Origin of the sequence: Gillisella taibaishanensis, from assembly GCF_001938985.1 — a bacterium.
Classification (GTDB): domain Bacteria; phylum Pseudomonadota; class Alphaproteobacteria; order Rhizobiales; family Rhizobiaceae; genus Allorhizobium; species Allorhizobium taibaishanense.
Genome location: NZ_MKIN01000022.1, coordinates 154905 through 179151, shown reverse-complemented (window position 1 = coordinate 179151; position 24247 = coordinate 154905). Strand labels below are relative to the sequence as shown.

At 58.3% G+C, this 24247-nt stretch carries 12 protein-coding genes, 1 tRNA gene and 1 pseudogene; 6 read left to right on the top strand and 8 right to left on the bottom strand.

What is annotated here, in order from left to right; genetic code table 11:
- Nucleotides 1-186: 186 nt before the first annotated feature.
- A complete protein-coding gene (locus tag BJF91_RS12040; RefSeq protein WP_075614768.1) occupies nucleotides 187-6615 on the bottom strand; it encodes a hypothetical protein in 6429 nt (2142 codons plus the stop codon).
- 204 nt (nucleotides 6616-6819) lie between these two features.
- Here BJF91_RS12040 and BJF91_RS25175 point away from each other — a divergent pair, with 204 nt between their 5' ends.
- The 3 genes and pseudogenes from BJF91_RS25175 to BJF91_RS25560 form a co-directional block, all read left to right on the top strand.
- Nucleotides 6820-8631, top strand: a complete 1812-nt coding sequence (locus BJF91_RS25175; protein WP_184412680.1) for a hypothetical protein — start codon at nucleotides 6820-6822, stop codon at nucleotides 8629-8631.
- Nucleotides 8632-9557: 926 nt separating this feature from the next.
- The gene (locus BJF91_RS25565) at nucleotides 9558-9995 is read left to right on the top strand and encodes a recombinase family protein (RefSeq protein ID WP_139310674.1); all 438 of its coding nucleotides are present in this window, start codon (nucleotides 9558-9560) and stop codon (nucleotides 9993-9995) included.
- A 282-nt stretch (nucleotides 9996-10277) separates the two neighbouring features.
- Nucleotides 10278-10730: pseudogene (locus BJF91_RS25560) on the top strand (recombinase family protein); the annotation flags it as partial.
- 1060 nt (nucleotides 10731-11790) lie between these two features.
- On the opposite strand, the gene BJF91_RS12015 reads toward BJF91_RS25560, so the two are convergent.
- The 3 genes from BJF91_RS12015 to BJF91_RS12005 form a co-directional block, all read right to left on the bottom strand.
- Nucleotides 11791-11875: transfer RNA gene (locus BJF91_RS12015), tRNA-Leu, on the bottom strand.
- A gap of 231 nt (nucleotides 11876-12106) precedes the next feature.
- On the bottom strand, nucleotides 12107-13030 hold the full coding sequence (locus BJF91_RS12010) for a pseudouridine-5'-phosphate glycosidase (RefSeq protein ID WP_075614765.1): 924 nt from the start codon (nucleotides 13028-13030) through the stop codon (nucleotides 12107-12109).
- Nucleotides 13027-13992, bottom strand: coding sequence for a carbohydrate kinase family protein (locus BJF91_RS12005; RefSeq protein WP_075614764.1), 966 nt, complete (start codon nucleotides 13990-13992; stop codon nucleotides 13027-13029). Before BJF91_RS12005 ends, BJF91_RS12010 begins: the two co-directional genes overlap by 4 nt.
- 245 nt (nucleotides 13993-14237) lie before the next feature.
- Between BJF91_RS12005 and recA the strand changes: the two genes are divergently transcribed.
- The 3 genes from recA (at nucleotide 14238) to BJF91_RS11990 (ending at nucleotide 19708) form a co-directional block, all read left to right on the top strand.
- Nucleotides 14238-15326, top strand: coding sequence for a recombinase RecA (gene recA, locus BJF91_RS12000; RefSeq protein WP_075614763.1), 1089 nt, complete (start codon nucleotides 14238-14240; stop codon nucleotides 15324-15326).
- 170 nt (nucleotides 15327-15496) lie between these two features.
- On the top strand, nucleotides 15497-18160 hold the full coding sequence (gene alaS / locus BJF91_RS11995) for an alanine--tRNA ligase (RefSeq protein WP_075614762.1): 2664 nt from the start codon (nucleotides 15497-15499) through the stop codon (nucleotides 18158-18160).
- A gap of 141 nt (nucleotides 18161-18301) precedes the next feature.
- Nucleotides 18302-19708 (top strand): amidase, encoded by a 1407-nt coding sequence (locus BJF91_RS11990; protein WP_075614761.1) that lies wholly within the window; start codon nucleotides 18302-18304, stop codon nucleotides 19706-19708.
- 80 nt (nucleotides 19709-19788) lie between these two features.
- On the opposite strand, the gene BJF91_RS11985 is transcribed toward BJF91_RS11990, so the two are convergent.
- The 4 genes from BJF91_RS11985 to BJF91_RS11970 all read right to left on the bottom strand — a co-directional run bounded on the left by BJF91_RS11985 (nucleotide 19789) and on the right by BJF91_RS11970 (nucleotide 24186).
- On the bottom strand, nucleotides 19789-20559 hold the full coding sequence (locus BJF91_RS11985) for an amino acid ABC transporter ATP-binding protein (RefSeq protein WP_075614760.1): 771 nt from the start codon (nucleotides 20557-20559) through the stop codon (nucleotides 19789-19791).
- Nucleotides 20560-20679: 120 nt separating this feature from the next.
- The gene (locus BJF91_RS11980) at nucleotides 20680-21798 is read right to left on the bottom strand and encodes an amino acid ABC transporter permease (protein ID WP_407639888.1); all 1119 of its coding nucleotides are present in this window, start codon (nucleotides 21796-21798) and stop codon (nucleotides 20680-20682) included.
- Between the two features lie 40 nt (nucleotides 21799-21838).
- Nucleotides 21839-23035, bottom strand: a complete 1197-nt coding sequence (locus BJF91_RS11975; protein ID WP_075614758.1) for an amino acid ABC transporter permease — start codon at nucleotides 23033-23035, stop codon at nucleotides 21839-21841.
- 125 nt (nucleotides 23036-23160) lie between these two features.
- Nucleotides 23161-24186, bottom strand: a complete 1026-nt coding sequence (locus BJF91_RS11970; protein WP_075614757.1) for an amino acid ABC transporter substrate-binding protein — start codon at nucleotides 24184-24186, stop codon at nucleotides 23161-23163.
- Between the last annotated feature and the right edge of the window lie 61 nt (nucleotides 24187-24247).

The window sequence follows — 24247 nt, the reverse complement described above, 5'->3', positions numbered from 1 at the left end:
TGCAACGGCAACCTGCACGACTTGTTAATTGGACGCTTGCATGAACCCTATTTTCAGGCCCACTGCAATCTGTCGCATGTGTCCTAGCTGGTGCGAACCCGCGAGCTTTGCGGGACAGGTGTCGAATCCTGCACCTTCCCGACCTGGAACCAGTCAATTACCGCTCATTGCCACGCGCATCCTTCGTCATTGGATACCTGCATAGACTTTTGCAAGGTAGGTTCGATCGTCACTATCGAGTGCTTTCCACTGAGCTCTAGTCTTGCTTGATATCCGGCTAATAGGATTTGCACGCCCATTGCCGTCGACAACGACGACGGAAGATCGTCGGCTGAATGCGCCCTCGCTGCTTTTCGAATCTTTGAAATATCGCTCGGCCTTCACAAGCGTAACGAGTTCAAGATTGTGGTCCTTGAGGACCCGCGAAAGAGCTTCCTTTGGACATGTCACCCTGTAGCCGTTTGCCTGTCGCTCATGACGACCGCGGCCGAAACGGGCTCCCCAACATTCGATCTGCAACGCATCGCTGCCCATACGGTTGATCCACCGGCGTTCGAAGTCGACCGGGCTGGCACCGTCGAGCGCCTCGCTAAGCCAGTCGGTGGGCCACTCTCGATTCAGCGCGGCCGACGTCCCATAGGGATCGCTGTCATCGATCCTATCCTCTGACTGCCGATGTTCCTCCAGGGAAATTCGGAAGCAGTTTCGGAGGGGCTCGTCTGCGTCTCGCAGAAAGTCGGTAGACTGAGGTACGTACTGATAAATCGGGTCAATCATTGCTAGAGCTGTTGCAAACCGACGCGCTTCATCGGTGCTAACAAGTATCGACGAAACATCAATCGTCGTTTCGTTCCCCGCACTCCACCGCGCGCTCAGGAGCCAGCCATCGGCGGGCCGCGATACGCTTTGTGGCACGTCGCACAGAGATGCCAGGGCGAGGCGATCTTCGGACAAAGTCTTGTTCATCGGATCTCCCAGATCGAGCGCTATGATCGGCAGATCGTAGGGAAATGGATCGGTGGCATCAGACGCCCACCACTTTGCGTTGGGAAGGGAATATCGTTCAAGCCACGCACTCCAAGGATCGGCCTCCCAATCCCATTCGCTTTGCTCGACCGGTAGAGTGCGGAGGAATTTTCCGGCAACGATTTGGAGCGCATGCTCGGCAAGATATGCACCGTAGGCGTCGGTGAACCGGTCCTTGTTCTCGTATCGCCCGAGTCCTCGCGGGCATTCATGCATGCTACCGATACTGGGATCCAACGCCCGCATCTCGGCAGAGACCGCGTCGTGAACCTGCCAGGTGTCGACTCCGAAGACACGGCCGAGGTGATCGACCTGATACTTCTTGAAATCGTAATCCAGATAGACTTCGTCAGCAGGCTTCGCCACTCCCTCAGGGCGAGCCTGGTACGAGTCTCGACGATGGGATCCGACAGCTCTTTGCACGACGCCGATCGGTGCGAGGGAGGGGCCAACCGAGTGCAGAAAGGCCCCAAGCCCCGGCTGTGGCGATGCCGCCTCGACCTTCGATAAGACCGCGAACAGCAAGGATCGCAAGAGTACGTGGTCTGGCTCAGACATGTACATCCGCTGGAGATCCCCAACTGCGGGCGCGAGCCGGTGGGCGTAATCTGATGCAATCCGATCCAGTGCGAGGAGTAACCAGTGCCTTGCATGGTACGGATAGAATGGCAGTTTCTGATCGCCGAAGGGCCTCGATGACGCCGAGGCGAAGCGATTCAGCACCTTTGATAAGATGTCGAACTCTCCAGCCTGAGCGAAGCGTCTCAACGCATGGGCGGCCCGCCATCTAATCGTCTCATCCGGTGATCCCAACTGATGCCATAGGAAGCTGGCGACTATCTCTGACTCATCCGCCGGCGGTTCGAACTCCGAACTCCAGGCTGGATCGCCGAAATCGGAAGGTATGTCGGCGCTCGAACGGTCGGCAAAGCGGGTTACCGCCCTCGTGAAGGCGTCGGAGCCGACCTCTCCCGAAAGCCACTTCGCGCAACGCAGCCAGTCCTCTGGGGCCAGCTTGTCTAACCCGCCACGTGCAGATCCTATGATACGGCGGACGATGGTGCCGATTCTCTCGGGGCTCAGTTCTGTCAGCTTACGGAAAGCGCCGCCCACGGTCCATCCGGCGCCGATCAGTTCGGCTGCGTGCAGTTCGGCCAGATGTTCGGCGGTTTCCGCGAGCTTATCTTTTACCGCTATGGACTTGTCTGCCCAGTTGTCCTGTATGGCCTCTAGGCCATGGAGTTTGTCATGGAGGACTGCCACTTCCGACGCCGCGATCATTTCGATCGCGTTGAGAGCGGCACGCACAGTGCGAGCCGCTTTCCCAAGCGCGATGAGCGTCGGGCCGCCAACATCTCTCATGCCGTGCTTGGCCTGCTCAGTCTGCAACTGGTCATCGAGCATAGCGACGCTGTCTATACGGAACTCGCTCTTGGAGACCCTCGCTACTTGCGCAGTCGTTTTCGCCGCTCCTACCTTCTTGTTGCGCTCACGTTGCGCAATATCCTTCAGGCGCTTGTGCGCCGGAGTGTCTCCTACAAGCGGGTGAAAGACGGCAAGGAGGCGGTCAAGTCGCTCCAGCGACAGGTTCTCGCCATAGACCCTGTCCAGCTCCACGCTAATCCAGTCCAGCATCAATGCCCTGCCGCCCTCGGTAAGTTTGGGCGCAACGGCGGCTGCGTAGTCCGCCACATTCCAATACCAGGACTCCGTGACGCGGTCCGTTCCGACGAGCGCAGCCGCTGCCGTCGCGGATACCTTACTCTGCTCGGAAAGAAACGCGAGGAAGGGGGTGAGCGCCCAGCCCAAGGTCAATTTCTCGCGGTCGACTAGACGGGTGAAGAATGCGATCGATGAGAGGCCCGAAATGCGCGCCAATGCCTTCGCGAGACCGTCCCAATCAAATTTGTCGTGATCGTAGGGAAGGTTTAGCTCGCAAAGCCGCGTTATGTTGTGGACGGTCTTTGGCGCGAACTGCGGACCCTCATGCTGGGCGAGGAGCGAAATGAGTTCTTGGATTGTATCTTGGCTATCCGAGCCCACCACGTCGGCCAGTTCTAGTGACTCGCGGAAGCGCGCACCTGCCTCTGCCTCCGAAACGCTCCAAAGTACCTGGGCAAGCAATGCGAGGTTCTGGATGCGCGTCTCTGCCTCGGATTCCGTTTTGATGAATTCCCGGGCAATGTTGGCAAGTTCCAACGACTGCGCTTGACTTGCATCGGCCTGAGCAAGCGAATGCACCAGATCGATCATCCTTGCCGCATTCTTCCTTGGCAACTGCTTGATCCAGGCTATCGCCGCGGACGCCGACTTCCCATCCCACTGGTGCAGTCTATCTACGACGAAGAGGATGGAACCGATCGCATGCTCGGCGACGTACATCGCTCCGTCGCGGTAGGGATAGTTCCCCGCGTTCTTCATCGCTTTAGAGGTGGTTTCAAATGCGGATGTCGCGCTGGCGCTCCCGGTGATCAGCTCGCGTGACAATTGGATGAGCTGCCCTACGATCGCCGACCGGTTGTCGAGAACCCGAGTCAGCCGCTGAGCTGTTTCATACTCGAAGCGAGGCTTCTTCCTCTTTTTTGGTTGTCGGTGAAGTAAGTCCCGGCACCTTTTTTCGACTACCCGGTCACCCGCGCGCCGCACCGATTTAGGTATCTCCTGCCACAGTTCGCTCGGTATCGTATCCGAATACGGGGCGGGCCGCTTCGCGACGATTGCGCTTACAGCGCAGTAAATAATCCAGCGACCGATCTTTCGGTCGTAGAAATAGTCTTCATCCAGGTCATAGTAGGTCGGCCTGTCTATCGGCAGGGCTGCGAGGATCTTGCCCGCGTCCTCTATGCGGCCAAGGTGAGCGGCTTGGACCGCAGCTCCAAGAGCGGCGTCCACCAAGTCTTTCCGCCGCCTCCGCTCCAAGTCCCAGTTTTCAGTCTGGTCCTTCGGGATCAGTTCGATGTGCTCGGCCATTCGGGCGATGATCGCAGTCTGAGCCTCCTTGGTGCAGGGCAGCGTGTGCAGCAATGCTGCATAGAACCAGATCGGTTGCCTTCGCTTCGATGCTGCTTTCGCGAGCAGATCTCTCCGAACTTTCGCTGACCGCGGATCGACCGTTCTGCTTCGTTCCAAGAGTTGAAGGAGATCGGAAAGGTACGTGTATGCCGAGTACGCGTCCCGTCTGCTCAGCCACTTGAGGATCTTGGCGCTTTGGCCTTGGAGAAGGAACACGAACAACGCTCTGATCCAATCCCGGTCCATGCCTCTTCTGTCGTGATCGTCTTGGTGTAGGCTCCAATTGAGCCATGCAATCGCCCTGCCTGCGTTTCTGTCTGCCTCACCGCTATCCCCAGAGAACAGGCTTGCTATCGCCATTGCTCCATAACGGGGCGCCGCCCAGCTCGTCTTGCGATCGAAGAGCCGCCGTAAGGCTTCAGCGTCGCCGCTCAGAGCCGTCAGATCAGGAAAATCCAAGACCAGTCTATCGGCTCGCGCGCTACCACCAGAGACGCGCGCCGCCTCAACCAGAAGGGAAAAAAGGTCGTCCGCGCGTAGGTGATCATCGAGAACGCTGATTGCCGCCGCACCGAGTCGCGAAAGCCGCACGCCTCGCTTAGCCACACTGCTGGACAACGAGGCGGGGAAGTCATCCGAAAAAGCCAGATCGACAAGCTCATCGACACGGCCGTGGTGAAGCAAGAGGCTGGGAAGAGCTCGAGTGGCGTACTGGGATTGCTTTTGCCGCCTCTCCAGGCGCCCGATCACCTCGTTCAGGGAAGCTGGGTCGTCTTGCGCAAGTTTGATAGCGAGCGTTTCGGTTGGCTCGTCCCGGAAGATCAGACCAAACGGGGTTGTTTCGATAAGTGGGAACAAGTCGGAGAAGAAGCTCGCCACCTCAGAAATTGGGTAGCCAATCGCTTCCGAGAGTTCCTCTACCGGAACGGGGGGCGGCAGCAAGGCCATCGCATGAAGCAGTCGCTGAACGCGATTGTCGGAGCTGCCCCTCTTGATGGCATCGGAAATCGCCCTCTGGAACTGTTCTCTCAGTAGCCGTTCGAGTATGTCCGCGGTGGATGCCGATGCCTCGCTTGGGCTGCCGATGTCATACGGCCGTCCGGCTTTTACGAGCGCATCGAGACAGCGCGGATTGCCCATTGCCCGCGCATGGATGGTGCGAGCCTCGGCCGCAGTGATCGAGGGGTCGAGGCTAACCGCAAGCGCTTCTGCCTCATGATGTGACAGTGAGGGGACGGGAAGGCAGTCGACCTTTGCGTCGCCTACCGCCTGTCTGATCCGCTCTGAACGGCACGACGCAACGACCGTTACGCCGTCAATCGGTTCGATCTGAATCTGCCGGATGAGCAGTTCGGCAAAGGAGCGCTCGCGCTGTGCCAATGCTTGAATGCCAGCGTGATCGATCGCATCAAGCAAGATGAAGATCCTGCGATTCTGGTTTGAGAGGCTCACGCTTTCTGCCGCCTGCTTGAGACGCCTTCGCGCGGTCCGAAGCGCCGTGTCATCATCCTCGCCGGGAAGCATGAGATCGCACAGCCCACGCGCCGCAAGCTCATTGACGATATGAAGAAGGCTGCGACGACATTGGTGGCGATCATCGCCTGGCATTCGCCAGCGCCCGCCCCCGAAGCCGTCAAAGAGGATCACCGACCCGTCGGAGGCAAATCGGCGCGCCAGTGACTGCATTAAAACGGTCTTTCCGGAACCGCCCCCCGCGTGGATTAGGAACGGACCGCCCGATCGCCGTATAGTGGCTTCGATCTCGTCGAAGCAATCTCGTTCAATAACCTGGGGAACGTCCGGGAACGCCTGCGAGACAGGAAAGAGCTCGCTCTCATCGTCGATTCCGAGGCACCCGAGAACGTCGACCTTGGTGATGACACCGTTACGCGCTCCCGCCATTCCTGCCTTGGTGCGGACCAGATCGCAAAGCTCAAGGAAGCTTTGGCGGGCGAGTGGTCCGCTGGCACCGTACCACGAAGTGAGCGTCGCCCGCGTATCCTGCCTAAGGGAGCTAACGCTCGATCCGCGTCCGACGATTGCTAATTTGCCAAGCACGGTGGTGGCCGCAAGTTGGTCGCCGCCAAATGCGGCAATAAGGGTGGCCTGTTGCAACTTCACCGGACCTTTGCCCTTGGTGCCGGCGTGCACGTGGGCAATCGCTTGCGATAGATTGGCTCCAATCGGACGGTTTGATGCGAACTCAAAAGCTAGGTTTTTCTCGACCCAGGCCGCGCCTTTGGTGTTCTCGAAGTCTTCCTGTGCATCTGAAAACTTCTTCAGCGTTGCTCCGAGATCTGCTGCGGTCAGTGGCTCGTCTTCGCCGGTCGGTGAGTACTTGAACTGGACGACGACTATTCTCTCGTCCGTCGCGGAAGGCTCGTCCCTGTAAAACTTCACAAGGTCGGCGATTTCCGTCGCCGCCTTGCCGACTTCGTCCTCTGTCCTGAACCCCTCAAGGGCAATAGAAGTCAGAGACACCTTTGGAAGCAACAGGCCTAAGGCGACCCGAGCTGCCCACTGCTCATGAAATTGATGCCCATCTCGCGAAGCGCGGACCTTTATCGATTCTTGCATAGCGCATTTATACTGCTCGCAATTGTTGTGCAAAAGACTGTGGCACTCGATCGCACTTAATTCTGGCTGGTAGCGACGGCGTGGTACGGAGATAAGATCGTTAGCCTTGGCGATTCACTGCTGCCTTCCGGCAATCAGGTAGAGCATAAAGTGCCCGGATAGCGAGTTGCTCTTCATCCGCATTCAGTTCGGGGGAAAACCTTGTTGATTTATGATCTCTTGGCCGCGAAAACCGCGACGTTCTTTCTTGTCCGGAAAAACTTGTCAAATAAGGCAATCAGAGAACTGTTCGTCACGTTACGCGAAAACTACAACGTTTCCACGCGTGACATTTTCAGACATACGAGAGTGCCCGAAGGTAATCTAAGATGGTCAGCGATTTGCTTTTCGTACGAAACCACCCCTTCGTTTCTGGAGACAGGTGCGGGCATCCGGGAGCTTCTATGCGGATACCTGCTGCTCGTAGAGTATGAACAACACCTGGCGATCTTCTCATCCCGAATAACCTTGCCCGCAAGATTCAAGTCAACGCACCTTTCGCCTGTCCCAATCAGCCGTGTCGAAGGCGCAATCGCGAAAGAAAGTGCTGTGTTTCAGCGCATGCGTATGCGTAACATGTCAGTGTCGCAGTACGCGATGCGCAACAAGACCTTGGAAGCCGCCGACCTAGCCAATGTAGTTGGGCCCGGTGGCAGCCGCAGATACGCGCCTCAGACTTATACTGTCGCCGTCGATGGCAGTTTTAGCACCGCTACGCCTAGCACGGGACGCATCGGCATCCGCTCCATACGTGTAGGATTCAACGAGCTGATTGAATTCGCGGTGGGCATCATCGACTCGCTTCGAGCGGAACTAAGCGAGGTATCGCCGTTCATCCGTTCGTTCGCGCGACCAATGTCGCTTGCAGATGCCCTGGCGGAGTTCCAGCCAATCACGATGGCAATTGATACAAACCGCGTGGTGGACGCCATCGCTGGAGATGGAGCGACCATTCGATTATTGCACGGCGGGGATCATCCTACTGAACTGAATGAAGAGGAGCTCCACGCGCTGATCGAGCAACTGGACCAAGCCCTTAGAATCGACGGCGCCGACAGGGTGAGAACGGCAAGTCTTGTGGACGGTACCGGGGCCGCTACGATCAGCCTCAACAAAACGCGTATCGCTCTTCGATCTCTCACTCTCGCGCCCGCTTCGACCATTGAGGTTGAAAGCTGCGAATTTCCGCTTGGCACAGATCCAGAACGACGACCACTTCATAAGTACCTCGATGAGATCGACGCGCTGATCGTTCTCTTTGACGATGTCGGTCTTGCCTACATTGATGGCCAAGTCTTCCGAGACGAAAGCATGCTTGATGGCGGTGCGTCGTTTCTCCGATATCTCCACCCCGAGCAAGCGCTTGCGAACGCTACTAGCGAGAAAGGCGATTTTAGCGCCGCGCAGAGAGAGTTTGATCGTACCTCCACATTTGGTGTGGTTGTGAATGAGGTAGGTGCAGCCGACACCATCCTAATTTGCGATGACCTCGGCGACGAGTGGGCGGACTTCATCGGCATCCGACAAGATGGAGCGCTAACCCACATCTCATTTTATCACGCGAAGCATGGACCTCTAGGCCTCGGCGCGAGTTCATTCCATGTTGCCGTAGGCCAGGCGATCAAGAATCTCGGGAACATGTCATTTCCCGAAGAACGGATCGAAAACAAAGTTCAGGGTTGGGGCGCAACATACAATGCTCCAGGGCAGGCAACACAAATCTCTCGAGTTATTCGCTCCAATGCTCCCGACCTTTTGGATGCTCTGAGGAACGCTCGAACTGCTCCTGACTCTATACGTCGCGCCACCATCGTCACGTCATCGATCAGCAGGCACGCGATAGAAACAGCCTTCGCCTCCATACAGAATGGGCAGCAGCCAGCGCCGTCGTTTGTTCAACTCTATTGGTTGTTACAGTCCTTCTTCTCCGCCTGCGCCGAGGTAGGAGCGGTGGGCGCCATTGTTTGCCAACCCTGATTCCAGCAGCGCCGCTGCCAGAGACTGAATGCAACCTCTGGCTGGTGCGAGCTAAGTCCAAGATGAACGTCGGGCGTTTCGTATCGGCCTGTGCGGAGCCGCTCGATGTTCGCTGAGCCGCAGTTTTAGGGAGGTGACCGGTCGTTCATTGACGGAATTTTGCGATTGAGGAATACCCCCTCGCACAAGAATTCAACCGTTCAGCAATAACCATACGTGTCGCTTTGTTCTCGAACCCACTGGCAGACAACGACGAGTCCTTGACGTTGGCCATTTGGTCCTGGGACGTTTCCTGAATGGACCCTGTCTGGAAAACAAAAAGATCCATTGGTTGCATATTCTCAATCCTTCCGAACCTGCTTTTCGTGAAGGATTCAATCCACCTCTCAGGTGGACCGAAAAACAAATTAATAAACGCAGACAATTGGTTAGTCTATTCAAAATGAACCTAATTTGGTTGCGGTGGAGCTCAAATGCTGCCAAAGTGGAGCTATTCCGGCAGATCGATGCGAGATGGACATACAATTAAAAATTGCATTGAAGGCACATGTTGAATCGCACAGCTATTCGGAAGCCAAAACGAGTGCAGGTCAAACAGGGACCACCTAACTGAGAAAGGGTGGACAATGCGCAGGCCCCGGTCAGAACAAGAAGAATCGCGCCGCCTCCCAGGTACGCGCCGCAGAGGCTTCGACACCAGTCGTCGATCGAAAGCCAATCCGGTGACGCGCCGCCGAGATGCAATCTTGACACAGAGACAGACCGCTCCCCGAGCACCGCGCGAGATTGCCGTATCTATTGCTCAACAACTTCTCGCCGCCGAGCGAGAGACTATTGCCTCTGAGCTGGCGGATGAGCCGTCGCAGCCGATGTAAAGAAGCGGTCTCGACCATTCCCGTTGCGGATGTGGATGATGGAGGAAGTATATGCGTCCTGTGATTGGTCCAACTCGTGCATTTCTTTACGCGCGCTCCGCCAGCGAAAGCCAGAATGCATCTACCGCAAAAGTAGATGAGCAGCTTCATCGCTTACGAAAGCATGCGCATGACCGGGCATACGTCGTCGTGGGCGAAGCATACGACAATCCGCGATATGACCTCCTGCAGCCCGGGCCGGCGTTGGTCATGAGTTTGGCGGCAAGGGCGCCGCTAGCCTTTGACGTTTTTATTGTCACCGATGTGCACCGTTTGGGGCGAGATGAGCGATCGTTGCGGCTGATAAGGTCGCACCGTAGTGGAGCCGGCATCCGGACTGAACTCATCGTCCCCCCAATTGTACTGTGGGAGCCCACTCAGAAAACCTCGCAGGGGGCTCCAAGAAGCTGTTCTGGTCGGGAAAAGGGAGGACGCGATGAGGAAGAGTGAGCCTATGCTCGCGGAAGTCCATCCGGCCCTCGAACGAATAGCAGGAGCGCCGTCCGCCTGGAAAGATCTTCTCGAGGTCCTGAGCGTGATCATGGAGAGCTATGTTGACCGTGCATTCGGCATCGATGCTGTCCAGCAAGCGACAGCTTTTCGGCCAGACAATTCGCCACCCGAAGCCACAGCTCGGCCACTCCGGGGCCGGGAACGATCCGGACAACGACGGCGCCGTCGCGCAATTCACACTCGAACAACGAAAGCGCCATACAAGAGGAGAACAAGTTCATGTCGGACAAAAACATCTTGACGTTAGGATACACCCGCGTGTCGGGCAAGAAACAAGTCAAAGAGGGCGACGGTCTCGGCTCACAGGAAGCGCGTATTCGAGAATACGCACGAAATCGCAGCTATCCCGCTCCCTCTATGATGTTCACGGATGACCGATCAGGGGGGACAGAGATTCGACCAGGTCTCGCAGCGATGCTCAAGTTCTTGATAAAGAACCGCGGCTCCGATTGCATCGTAATTATCGATGATATCACACGACTTGCACGAGACATCACCGTACACCACAAACTGCGTGCTGCAATTGCGGCAACAGGTGCACGGCTCGAATGCCCATCCTTCGAGTTCGGTGATAGTTCCGACGACTTGCTCGTCGAAAACCTCCTCGCCAGCGTCTCGCAGCATCAGCGGCAGAAAAACGGAGAGCAGGTTCGCAACCGCATGCGGGGACGCCTACTCAATGGCTACTGGTGCTTCTCATCCAAGCCGCCTGCATACGAATTCGCCAGGATAAATGCGCAGAACACATTGATCCGCGTGGAGCCAATTGCATCTATCGTGACCGAGGCACTCATGGGTTTCGCTACTGGTCGGTTTCAGACACAAGCAGAAGTGCAACGCTTTCTGCAAGACAGTTCTGGGTATCCGAAACTGACAGATGGCACGGTCAAATTCGATCGCGTGACCGAAATGCTGACATGTGTACTTTACGCAGGCATGATCGAGTATCTACCGTGGGACGTATCAATCAGAAAAGGATGTCACCAAGGGCTGATCACCTATGACACCTATCAACGAATCCAACAGCGTCTGAATGAGAACGCCAAGGCGCCAGCCCGCGCTGATTTGAGCCAACATTTCCCCCTCCGCCAAGCCGTTCAATGCGCGCACTGCGGTCGGTTGCTTGGGGGGGCATTTTCGCGCGGCCGAAACGCAGAGTATCCCTACTATTTCTGTCTGAACAAGAAGTGCGAAAGCTACAGGAAGTCCTTTAGCAGTGACGAGATGCACGAGGAGTTCGAAGCTCTGCTGAAGATGATGTCGCCCGCCATGGAGATCATTGACGTCGCTTCCACCATTTTCCGAGAAGCATGGGACAAGCGGTCTGTTGGCTCTACAGAACGGACTGCTCAGCTTCGACAGGAAATCGGCTCGACCGACAAGTTGATAGGACTCATGATTGATCGAGTCGCGAGTTCCTCCAACCCGCAGTTAGTCGAAGCGTATGAGACACGTCTGATCGATCTGCAAAGGAAGAAGGTCGCTCTCGCCGAGAAGATCGAAAATTCGGAGAAGAATCTGCCGGATTTCGATGCAACCTTACGAACCGCCTTGGCGTTTCTGGCAAGTCCTTGGAAACTATGGGAAACCGGAAAGCTCGAAGATCGTCGAGCCGTGCGAAAGTTGGTCTTCACCGAGCATCTTCAATATGCCCCGGGTATGGGCTTTCGAACCGCTGAAACCACTTTGCCGTTCAAGGTGTTAGCAGATCTCACGACACAGGATGTTGGAATGGTGCGGACGACGGGGGTCGAACCCGTATACCCGAAGGTGAGGGATTTTAAGTCCCTTGCGTCTACCAGTTTCGCCACGTCCGCATGACCAGCGTTTTCAACGGTCTCGCATCGAATTGCAAGTGGCGTTTTTAGATATTCGAATGGGTTTTGTCGTTCTAAGTTTGTCAGGGAAAAGTGGGTTCATGTTTTCCCGAAAAGACAGACGTCGCCCCAAAAAAGTGAAAGCTTGTCTGGCTCGAGCTGAACCTGACAAGCTTTCGGAGGTGACGGCGGACCCCCGGGATTGTCCCGAGCATCCACGTTATCTGCGGCTCAGAGCATAGCGACGGCGATCTCGGCCGCCAGGCGTGCGTTGTTTTCAACGAGGGCGATATTGGTCACTAGGCTGCGGCCATCGGTGAGGTGATAGATCGCATCGAGCAGGAAGGGCGTCACGGCCTTGCCGGTTACGTCTTCGCGCTCGGCGCTCGCCAGCGCGCGACCAATATAGATTTCCATTTCCTCGCGGGAAATTTCGTCTTCTTCCGGCACGGGATTGGCAATCAGCATGCCGCCGTCAATGCCGAGCTGGTCGCGGGTCTTCTGGAAATTGGCGATTGCCGCCGGGCTCTCCAGCTTCAGCGGGCTCTTCAGTCCCGAATCGCGCGACCAAAAGGCGGGGAACACGTCGCTGTCATAGGTGATGACAGGCACGCCGCGGGTTTCAAGCACTTCCAGCGTCTTTGGAATGTCGAGGATCGCCTTGGCGCCAGCGCAGACGACGATAACGGGCGTGCGCGCCAGTTCCTCGAGGTCGGCGGAGATGTCGAAGCTTTCTTCGGCGCCGCGATGCACGCCGCCGATGCCGCCGGTGGCGAAGACCGCGATATTGGCGCGGGCGGCAGCAATCATCGTTGCAGCAACGGTGGTCGCGCCGGTGCGGCGCTCGGCAATGGCGAAGGCGAGGTCGGCGCGCGAGACCTTCATCACGTCTGTCATCTGCGCCAGCTTTTCCAGCTGCTCGGGCTCAAGCCCAATATGAAGGACGCCTTCGATCACAGCGATGGTCGCCGGCACGGCGCCGCCGTCGCGGATAATCGCCTCGACGCTTCGGGCCATCTCGACATTGCGCGGATAGGGCATGCCATGGGTGATGATGGTGGATTCGAGCGCAACGACGGGCGCGTTGCGGGCCTTGGCGGCAGCCACTTCGCGCGCATAGACGATGGGCAGGAGCGGGGAGATCGAACGGGTCATAAAAGGGCACTCGGCTGGCTGGACAGGGCGCGCGGCTCGCCGACCAGGGCAAGGCGCGCGGCGAGGCGGTCTGGAGTCAGATCCTCGGCGGTAGCTTTGTCAGATAGCAGGGTCAGCCCGGCCAAGGCAACACCATGACGCAAGGCAAGCGGCAAGGCTGCACTATGCACGCGCTGCGATGTCACGCCGGCACAAAGCGAATCGCCCGCCCCGGTGACGTCGGCCAGTTTCTCCAGCGCAGGCGGCGTGAGGGCATAGTCGCCGCTATCGTCAAAGGCAATCACGGGCCCGGGACCATTGGTGACCACGCCGCCGCGCAAGCCCTTGGCCCGCAGCAGCTGCGGCCATTCAGTCGGATCATCCGGGCGGGAACCCGCAAGAACGGCAGCTTCGGCGCCATTGAGGAAAAGCATGTCCAGCTTCCCAAGGCAGCCGGTATAGCGCACCACTTTGGCCGGGGAGATGCCAATGCCCAAGAGCGGCTTCGACAGGCTTGCCGCCAGAACAGCAATTGCTTCCAGTGTTTCCGCCGGGAGATTGGCATCGACGAGGATGAGTTTGGCAGCCGAAAATGCACCCCGCACGGCGCGTATCCGCAGCCGGCGCGGACTGAACATCCGGTAGAGATCCATATCTGCAAGGCCGATAACCAGATTGCCGTCCCGCTCCAGAATGGCGGTATAGCTCGGCGTACTGCGGTCTAGAAACACGAAAGGTCTGTCGTCGACCCCGGCAGCTTGGGCTGCGGCGGCCACCTGCTCGCCGAGGCCGTCGCCGCCGCGCGGACTGATCATCGCAACGGATAGGCCGAGTCGCGCCAGCGCCCTTGCCGCGTTGAAACCGCCGCCGCCCGGCTCCTCCAGCCATCGTCCGGGGTTGCTGGCGCCGGGGGCCGTCTCGTCGTCAATGCGACCTCGCCGATCGATATGCGCCCCGCCAAGAACCAGAATGTCGACAGTCATGGAAAAAGGCCTCCGCAGCCGGCTGAGTTTCGAATCGCGATGGCGACAAATTTGCCCGTCGCGATGGGCGGCGCCGAATATTTCCACTCGGCCAAACCTATGGAAACATTAAGAGAACACGCGCCGGATTCAAAAATGAATGCAAGGACTTGAACGGGGCTTGAAAAAGCAGAACAAAACATGTACATAATCCGTGTCTGCTGTTTCGTTGCCTACGCGGCTTCAATAACCTAAAGGTGGTTCAAATGTCACAAAATTCTTTGCGGCTCGTAGAGGACAAATCGGTGGATAAAAGCAAGGCATTGGAAGCGGCTCTGTCGCAGATCGAGCGGTCGTTCGGCAAGGGCTCGATCATGAAGCTCGGCGCCAACGAGAAGATCGTGGAAGTGGAAACCGTATCGACGGGTTCGCTGAGCCTCGATATCGCGCTCGGGATTGGCGGCCTGCCCAAGGGCCGCGTTATTGAAATTTATGGTCCGGAAAGCTCGGGTAAGACGACACTTGCTCTGCAGACCATTGCGGAAGCCCAGAAGAAGGGCGGCGTGTGCGCCTTTGTCGACGCCGAACACGCGCTGGACCCGGTCTATGCCCGCAAGCTCGGCGTTGATCTGCACAACCTGCTGATCTCCCAGCCTGACACGGGAGAGCAGGCTCTTGAAATCGTCGACACGCTGGTGCGCTCCGGCGCCATCGACGTTCTCGTGGTCGACTCGGTTGCCGCGCTGACGCCGAAGGCTGAAATCGAAGGCGAAATGGGCGACAGCCTGCCGGGCATGCAGGCCCGCCTGATGAGCCAGGCGCTGCGCAAGCTGACCGGCTCGATCTCGCGCTCGAACTGCATGGTGATCTTCATCAACCAGATCCGCATGAAGATCGGCGTCATGTTCGGCTCGCCGGAAACCACGACCGGCGGTAACGCGTTGAAATTCTACGCTTCCGTGCGCCTCGATATCCGCCGTATCGGCGCGGTCAAGGACCGGGAAGAGATTGTCGGCAACCAGACCCGTGTCAAGGTCGTCAAGAACAAGATGGCACCGCCCTTCAAGCAGGTCGAATTCGACATCATGTATGGCGAAGGCGTGTCGAAGACCGGCGAACTGGTCGACCTCGGCGTCAAGGCCGGGATTGTCGAGAAGTCTGGTGCCTGGTTCTCCTACAATAGCCAGCGTCTCGGCCAGGGTCGCGAAAATGCGAAGATCTTTCTGCGCGACAATCCGGCCGTTGCCGATGAGATCGAGGTATCGCTGCGCCAGAACGCCGGTTTGATCGCCGAGCGCTTCCTGGAAAATGGCGGTCCGGATGCCAATGACGGCGTCGGCTCCGACGACGCCTGAGTCATCGAATAGCCTCCTGATTTCGGTCAGGCTGATATGTCTTTCGGGGCCGGGGATGTGATCTCCGGCCCTTTTCCGTTGACAGGCTGGACAGGCGCCATGGCGGACGATAAAAGCCGTTGTTTTCTGACGTCTGTCCAGCATCGGACACTTATTCCCAAGGGCATCCCATGAGCGGCGTAAATGATATTCGGTCGACCTTCCTCGATTACTTCAAGACCAATGGTCACGAAGTCGTTGCGTCGAGCCCGCTTGTGCCGCGCAACGATCCGACATTGATGTTCACCAATGCTGGCATGGTGCAGTTCAAGAATGTCTTCACCGGCCTGGAAAACCGCCCCTATTCGCGGGCTGCAACGGCGCAGAAATGCGTGCGCGCCGGCGGCAAGCACAACGACCTCGACAATGTCGGTTATACCGCCCGCCATCACACCTTCTTCGAAATGCTCGGCAACTTCTCCTTCGGCGATTACTTCAAGGAAAACGCCATCGAGCTGGCCTGGAACCTGATCACCAAGGAATTCGGTATCGACCGCACCAAGCTCTGCGTGACGGTTTATCACACCGATGACGAGGCGTTCGGCCTGTGGAAGAAGATTGCCGGACTGCCGGAAGAAAAGATCATCCGTATTGCGACCAGCGATAATTTCTGGGCGATGGGCGATACCGGTCCTTGCGGTCCCTGCTCTGAAATCTTCTATGATCACGGCGATCATATCTGGGGCGGTCCTCCGGGCTCCGCCGACGAGGATGGTGATCGGTTCATCGAGATCTGGAACCTGGTTTTCATGCAGTATGAGCAGGTCACGAAGGAGCAGCGCGTTGATCTGCCGCGTCCGTCGATCGATACCGGCATGGGCCTGGAGCGCGTTGCAGCGCTGTTGCAGGGCAAGCACGACAATTACGATATCGATCTTTTCCGCGCTCTGATTGACGCGTCGGTCGACCTGACAGGCGTTCCGGCTGAAGGCGAGCGCCGGGCCAGCCACCGGGTTATCGCCGACCATCTGCGCTCGTCCGCCTTCCTGATTGCCGATGGTGTGCTGCCGTCCAACGAAGGTCGCGGCTATGTGCTGCGCCGGATCATGCGCCGCGCCATGCGCCACGCGGAACTGCTCGGCGCCCGCGATCCGATGCTGTTCAAGCTGCTGCCGGTTCTCGTTCAGCAGATGGGCCGCGCCTATCCGGAACTGGTCCGCGCCGAGGCGCTGATTTCCGAGACGTTGAAGCTTGAGGAAAACCGGTTCCGCAAGACACTGGAGCGCGGTCTGGCGCTGCTGTCGGATGCGACCGTCAACCTCAACAAGGGTGACAGCATCGACGGCGAAACCGCCTTCAAGCTCTATGACACCTATGGTTTCCCGCTCGACCTGACCCAGGACGCTCTGCGCGCCCGTGGTATCGGCGTCGATCTTACCGGCTTCAACGATGCCATGCAGCGCCAAAAGGCCGAAGCCCGCGCCAATTGGTCCGGCTCCGGTGACAAGGCGACCGAGACGGTCTGGTTTGAGCTCAAGGAAAAGCATGGCGCGACCGAATTCCTCGGCTATTCCGCCGAGAGCGCCGAAGGCGAAATTCAGGCATTGGTGCGCGACGGAGCCGTGGTTGCCGAAGCGGCGGCAGGTGAGGACGTCCAGGTCGTCGTCAACCAGACGCCTTTCTATGGCGAATCCGGGGGTCAGGTTGGCGATACCGGCACGATTTCCGGTGATGGCTTCGTTCTTGACGTGCGGGATACACTGAAGAAGGGCGAGGGTGTGTTCGTGCATGTCGCCACGGTGCGTGAAGGCACCGTCAAGGCTGGCGCTGTCGTAGCGCTTAACGTCGACCATGCCCGCCGGTCGCGGTTGCGCGCCAACCATTCCGCCACCCATCTTCTGCATGAGGCACTGCGCGAAGTGCTCGGCAGCCATGTGGCCCAGAAGGGTTCTCTCGTGGCGCCGGAGCGGCTGCGCTTCGACATTTCCCATCCGAAGCCGGTGACGGTGGAGGAGCTGAAGATTGTTGAGGAGATGGCCAACGAGATCATCGTCCAGAACAGCCCTGTCAGCACCCGTTTGATGGCGGTTGACGATGCGATTGCCGAGGGCGCGATGGCACTGTTTGGCGAGAAATATGGCGATGAAGTCCGGGTCGTGTCGATGGGTACGGCAGTGCGTGGCGACAAGGCTGGCAAGCCCTATTCGCTTGAGCTTTGCGGCGGCACGCATGTGTCTGCGACAGGCGATATTGGTCTCGTGCGGCTGGTCGCCGAAAGCGCTGTCGGCGCCGGCGTGCGCCGTATCGAAGCGTTGACCGGCGAATCGGCCCGCGCCTATCTGGCAGAGCAGGACGAACGGGTGAAGGCACTGGCGTCTGCTCTCAAGGTACAGCCCGTCGATGTCGTCTCACGCGTCGAAGCTCTCGTGGACGAGCGCCGCAAGCTGGAACGGGAACTGGCCGATGCCAAGCGCAAGCTCGCCATGGGCGGCGGTGCGGCTGGTGGTGCCGATGTGCCGCGTGACATCGCTGGCGTGAAGTTCATCGGCAAGCAATTGGCCGGCATCGACGCCAAGGATCTGAAGGGAATGGTTGATGAGGCCAAGACCGCGCTGGGCTCCGGCGTTGTCGCGCTTATCGCTGTTGCCGAAGATGGCAAGGCTAGCGCCGTGGTTGGCGTTACCGCCGATCTGGCAGCGAAGATGTCTGCCGTGGATTTGGTGCGCGTTGCCTCGGTTGCCCTCGGCGGCAAGGGCGGCGGCGGCCGGCCGGATATGGCCCAGGCCGGTGGCCCTGACGGCGCCAAGGCCGATGAGGCGATCGAAGCCGTGGCAAAGGCGATCGAAGCCGCTTGAGTCTGGTTGCTATCGGCTAGCCGCCGTAGCGGTTGGCCGGAGGTCTGGTTCAACGACTATTGAAAGGAGCCGCCGAAAGGTTGGCTCCTTTTGTCTTTTAAATCGGCATAATCACGCCGGTATTTTGACGCGAGGGAATGCATGGCTGTCGACAGTGACGAAGCGGCAAAGGGGTCCTCTCTCGACGCGGTCGAGCGCTGTCTCGAAAATGCGGAGCGGTTCAGGCATCTCAACGCCTTCATTCGCCCTAATCTCCATGCCCGAGATGAAGCTTCTGCCGTGGACCAGCGGCACGCTGATGGCGAGCACCTTCCCCTTCGGGGCATGGTGATTGCTGTGAAGGACAACATCGAAACGGCTGGTCTTGCGACATCCGGTGGCTCCGTCGCGCTGCAAAGTTACGTGCCGCACTCAGACGCGTTTGCGCTGCAGGCGCTCAAGCGGCAGGGGGCGGTGGTGATCGGCAAGACAAACCTCGACGAACTGGCGGGAGGGGGCAGCACGCTGAGTTCGCTTGGTGGCCAATCGCGCAATCCCTATGACCCAGCGCGAACACCGGCGGGTTCCTCCGGCGGCTCGGCCATAGCAGTGGCTACCGGCGCCTGCACGTTTGCGTTGGGCACGGAAACGGTCAACTCGATTCGCAATCCTGCCAATGTCTGCGGCATCCTGGGGCTGAGGCCAACGAGAGGTCTGGTTTCGCGCAGCGGCGTCATCCCGGTGTCTCCGACCATGGATGTGCTTGGGCCATTGGCATCAACGGTCGATGATCTCGCCCGGGCGCTGCGGTTCATCGTGGGTTTTGATCCCGCTGATGCGGTGACCTTGGCCGCCAAAGATTACGATGTTGACAACCTGCATCCTTGTCGGTGGCCAGACGTGAAGGGCATGCGTATCGGCGTGCTCTCAGGTCTGTTTGGCCAAGGTGAAGAGCATCTGGGCGTCAACGCCGTCTTGAAGTCTGCGCTGGAGCGACTGGAAGGGCAGGGCGCCGAGATCATCGAGCTCTCCGATCCGCATTTTGATTCGGCTGCTCTCTATGCCGATCTCGCTCTGCACGCCTACGAGTTCCACCAAGCCTTCGATAGCTGGCTGGAGGGGCTGGGAGACAAAGCACCCATTTCCAGTTTCAAGGCTTATGTCGATGATGGCCGCTGGCCGCAAGCGACGATGCAGCAGCTACTAGCCGTGGCGCTCGATGCGGAGCGGCCGGAAAGCCAGGTGATCTATGCCAGGAAGAAAGCCGCTGCCCAAGCCATTCAGCAGGTGCTCGAAAATCTGATTGATGACCACGGCTTGCAAGCCTTCGCCTATCCGGCGCAGCATCGGGCCGCCTTGAATATCGGTCAAGCTTCCAGGCCTGAGCGCAACGGTGTCCTGGCCTCGGCGATTGGCTGGCCCGCCATCAACGTGCCCGTTGGCCTTTCCGATGGCCTGCCCGTCGGTCTTGATCTGATGGCGCGTCCGTTCCAGGAGCCGCTGCTACTGTCGCTGGCGAAAGCGGCACATCTGCAGCCACCTGCACCGGTGGCTATGACGTTCAGTTAGACATTCGAGGACATGAAAGAGGCACTGCGGCGATCAAGCCGCAGTGCCTCAATGTCTTGGCTCCAGCTTTCCAGACTTGATTAGTGCAGGATCTGGCTGAGGAACAGCTTGGTGCGCTCGTGCTGCGGATTGTCGAAGAATTCGGCAGGCGCATTCTGCTCGACGATCTGGCCCTGGTCCATGAAGATCACGCGGTCGGCGACTTGGCGGGCGAAGCCCATTTCGTGGGTGACGCAGAGCATGGTCATGCCTTCTTCAGCAAGGCTCACCATGGTGTCGAGCACTTCCTTGACCATTTCCGGGTCGAGTGCCGAGGTAGGCTCGTCGAACAGCATGATCTTCGGCTTCATGCAGAGCGCGCGGGCGATAGCGACGCGCTGCTGCTGGCCACCGGAGAGCTGGCCAGGATATTTATTGGCCTGTTCCGGGATCTTGACACGCTGAAGATAGTGCATGGCGACTTCTTCCGCCTGCTTCTTCGGCATCTTGCGCACCCAGATCGGCGCCAGCGTGCAGTTTTCCAGAATGGTCAGGTGCGGGAACAGGTTGAAGTGCTGGAACACCATGCCGACTTCGCGGCGCACTTCATCGATTTTCTTCAGGTCGCTGGTCAGTTCGATATTGTCGACGATGATCTGGCCGGTCTGATGCTCTTCAAGCCGGTTGATGCAACGGATCATCGTCGATTTCCCAGAGCCTGACGGGCCTGCGATGACGATGCGTTCGCCGGTGGCGACCTTGAGGTTGATGTCTCTGAGGACGTGGAATTCGCCATACCACTTGTTCATGCCGATCAGTTCGATGGCGGTCGGGTTAAGGGCTTTCCCGGAGGAGGATTGAGCTTCAGCCATTGTTCAAGTTCCTAGTAGTAAAGTTTGCCGGAAAACCGCGGACCGGTCATGCCATGCAAACGAAGCGATTGAGAGCGGCATCCGCCCGGTTGGGCCGGACCGATGCCAATAGTGATGGCCTTAGTGCTTGTGGCCGGTATCGAGGTGCCGTTCCATGAAATGCGAGTAGCGTGACATGCTGAAGCAGAACAGCCAATAGACGAAGCCTGCGAACACCAGGCCAGTGACGGCGGTGACGGGCGTGGCCCAATTGGAGTCCGACAGGTTGAGAACAACGATACCCAACAGGTCGAACATCCCGATAATCGACACCAGCGACGTGTCCTTGAACAGGCCGATGAAGGTGTTGACGATGCCAGGAATGACCAGCTTGATCGCCTGCGGCAGGATGATCAGCCAGATTTTCTGCCAGTAGCTCAGCCCAAGCGAATCCGCCCCTTCGAACTGCCCCTTCGGAATGGCCTGTAAGCCACCGCGAATGACTTCAGCCATATAGGCAGACGAGAAGATCGAGACGCCGACGAGGGCGCGCAGCAGCTTGTCGAAGGTCCAGCCATCAGGCAGGAACAGCGGCAGCATGACGCTGGCCATGAACAGCACTGTGATCAGAGGAATGCCGCGGATCACCTCAATAAAGACGACGCAGAGCATCTTGATGACAGGCATGGTCGAGCGGCGGCCGAGTGCCAGGATGATGCCCACAGGCAGAGATACCGCGATCCCGAAGAAAGACAGGATCAGGGTGATCATCAGGCCACCCCAGCGTGCCGTTTCTACATGTTCAAGGCCGAAGCCGCCGATCAGCAGGAAGAATGACACGACCGGCAGGACGATGAACAGCAGGATAGCGTTGGTCACCTTGAACGGTGCCTTCGGCATCAGCATCGGCACGAGCAACAGAGCGAACACCACCATGACGGTGATCGGACGCCAGATTTCCTCACTTGGATAGCGGCCGAAGATGAACTGCTGGAACTTGGCGCCGACCACGGCCCAGCAGGCGCCGACCGTCCCATCTGGCAGGGCGCCGCCCTGGGAGACGGTGAGGCATGCGACGCGGCTTGTCCCCGTCCAGACGGCATGAATGAACAGCCAGTCGATGATCCCTGGCAAGATATACGCCAGGAGCGCAATTGCGAGGATGGTCAGAACGACGTCTTTAGGGGTCGCAAGCAGGTTCTTGCGGATCCAGGCGGTCGGGCCGATCTGGCCGGCGGGTGCAGGAGACGGTGGAACCATTTCCTGGCGGACGTAGGTTTTGAACTCTGTTGCCATGATTTTACCTCTCGACCAGCGCCATCTTGGCATTGAACCAGTTCATGAAGATTGCTGTGCTGATGCTGATCGTCAGATAGACGGCGAGCCAGATTGCTACCACCTCTACGGCCTGACCGGTCTGGTTGAGGATGGTGCCGCCGACTGCCACGATATCGGCAAAGCCGATGGCGACCGCGAGCGAGGAGTTCTTCGTGAGGTTGAGATATTGGCTGGTAAGCGGTGGAATGATGATCCGCATCGCCTGCGGCACGACGATGAGCCGTGACGTATGGCTATGCTTCAAACCAAGCGCGCTCGCGGCTTCGGTTTGGCCCTTGGATACGGCCTTGATGCCACCGCGGACGATTTCGGCGATGAATGCTGCGGTATAGAACGACAGTGCCAGGAAGACCGAGGTGAATTCCGGCCCGATGACGGAGCCGCCCTGCATGTTGAAGCGACCGACGATCGGAAGGTCGAATGTCAACGGCATGCCGATCGCAAAGAAGACCAGCAATGGCAGGCCGATAACCAGCGCCAACGAGCACCAGAGGATCGGAAATTGCTGCCCGGTCGCCATCTGACGTTTGCGCGCCCATTTTGCAATGACGATGGCAAGGACGATACCGATCAGGATGGCCGGCAGAAGCAACAATGCATCATTACCGAAGATAGGCTTGGGAAAAGTCAGACCGCGGTTGTTCAGATAGATGTCGAATGGCAGCGCAATGGAATCGCGCGCCTGCGGCAGGATGGCGATAACGCCGCGATACCAGAAGAAGATAACCAGCAGCGGCGGAATATTGCGGAAGATTTCAACATAGACCTGGCAGATCTTGGCAATTAGCCAATTGTGCGACAGCCGCCCTAAACCGACGGCAAAGCCGATGATGGAGGCAGTAATGATGCCGGCTATGGCGACCTGCAGCGTATTCAGCAGGCCAACAATGAGCGCGCGTCCATAAGTGGAGTCGCTCGTGTAGCTGATCAGCTGCTGGCCGATGTCAAAGCCGGACCGGCCTTGCAAGAAGCCGAAACCCGAGGCGATATTGGCTTTTTGGAGATTGTGGATGGTGTTATTGGCGACCGCCCAGATGAAGGCGATCAGAACCAACAATGTGACCACCTGGTAAAATAGTCCGCGCACTTTCGGGTCGTAGATCAGCGACGCTGTGCCAGCCGATCCTGTTTTGGACGAGCTCGAATCCTGAATTGCCATCGAGGCTTTTTCCCCTTCGTCACCCTTTTCGGGCGTATATTTCCCTGCCGTTTTGCAATGGGGAGGCGGTGCGGACACCGCCTCCCCAGAAAGGCTAGGTTTGACTTGCTATCGGTCGCGACGGTTTAGCGGATAGGCGGACCGTACTGGAAGCCGCCCTTCGACCACAGGGCATTTACGCCGCGGGCGATCTTCAGCGGGCTACCAGCGCCGACGTTGCGGTCGAAGACTTCGCCGTAATTGCCGACCAACTTGACGATATTATAAGCCCAGTCTTCCTTCAGACCGAGGTCCGTGCCGAGCTTGCTGCCGCTTTCGGCGCCAAGCATGCGCTTCACGTCAGGGCTGCCGTTGGTCTTCATGTCGTCGACATTCTTCGACGTCACGCCAGCTTCTTCGGCGTTCACCATGGCATAGTGAACCCAGCTGACCACGTCGAACCACTTGTCGTCGCCCTGGCGAACGGCCGGGCCAAGCGGCTCCTTGGAAATGACTTCCGGCAGAACCATGTTGTCGTCGGGGTTCTTAAGCTTCAGACGGATGGCATAAAGACCGGACTGGTCGGTGGTGTATACGTCGCAACGGCCGGCGTCATAGGCGGACGTAGCATCGTCTTCCTTTTCGAACACGACCGGATTGTATTTCAGGCCATTGGCCTTGAAGTAATCGGCAAGGTTCAGTTCGGTCGTCGTGCCGGTCTGCACGCAGACGGCAGCGCCCGACAGTTCCAGAGCAGACTTTACGCTGAGGCCCTTTTTGACCATGAAGCCCTGGCCGTCATAATAGTTGACAGAGCGGAAGTTGAAGCCGAGCGAGGTATCGCGGCTGATCGTCCAAGTCGTGTTACGGGTCAGGACGTCGATTTCCCCGGACTGAAGTGCCGGGAAGCGGTCTTTGGACGACAGAGGCGTAAATTTGGCTTTCGTTGGATCTCCGAAGATGGCTGCAGCGATGCCGCGGCAGTAGTCCACGTCGAGACCCGACCATTCGCCCTTATCGTTCGGAGCCGAGAAGCCCGGAACGCCCTGGCTGACGCCGCATTGTACGAAGCCCTTTGCCTTCACGTCGCTCAAAGTGTCGGCCGAGGCTGCCGATGCGCCAAAACCGAATGCCGCAGCGGCGAGCGCAGCGGACAGGAGCGTTTTTTTCATGTTTCCCAACCTTTTTTTCTGTTTGTCTTCCCTCCGGCGTCCGACACGGCTGTTGCCCCTC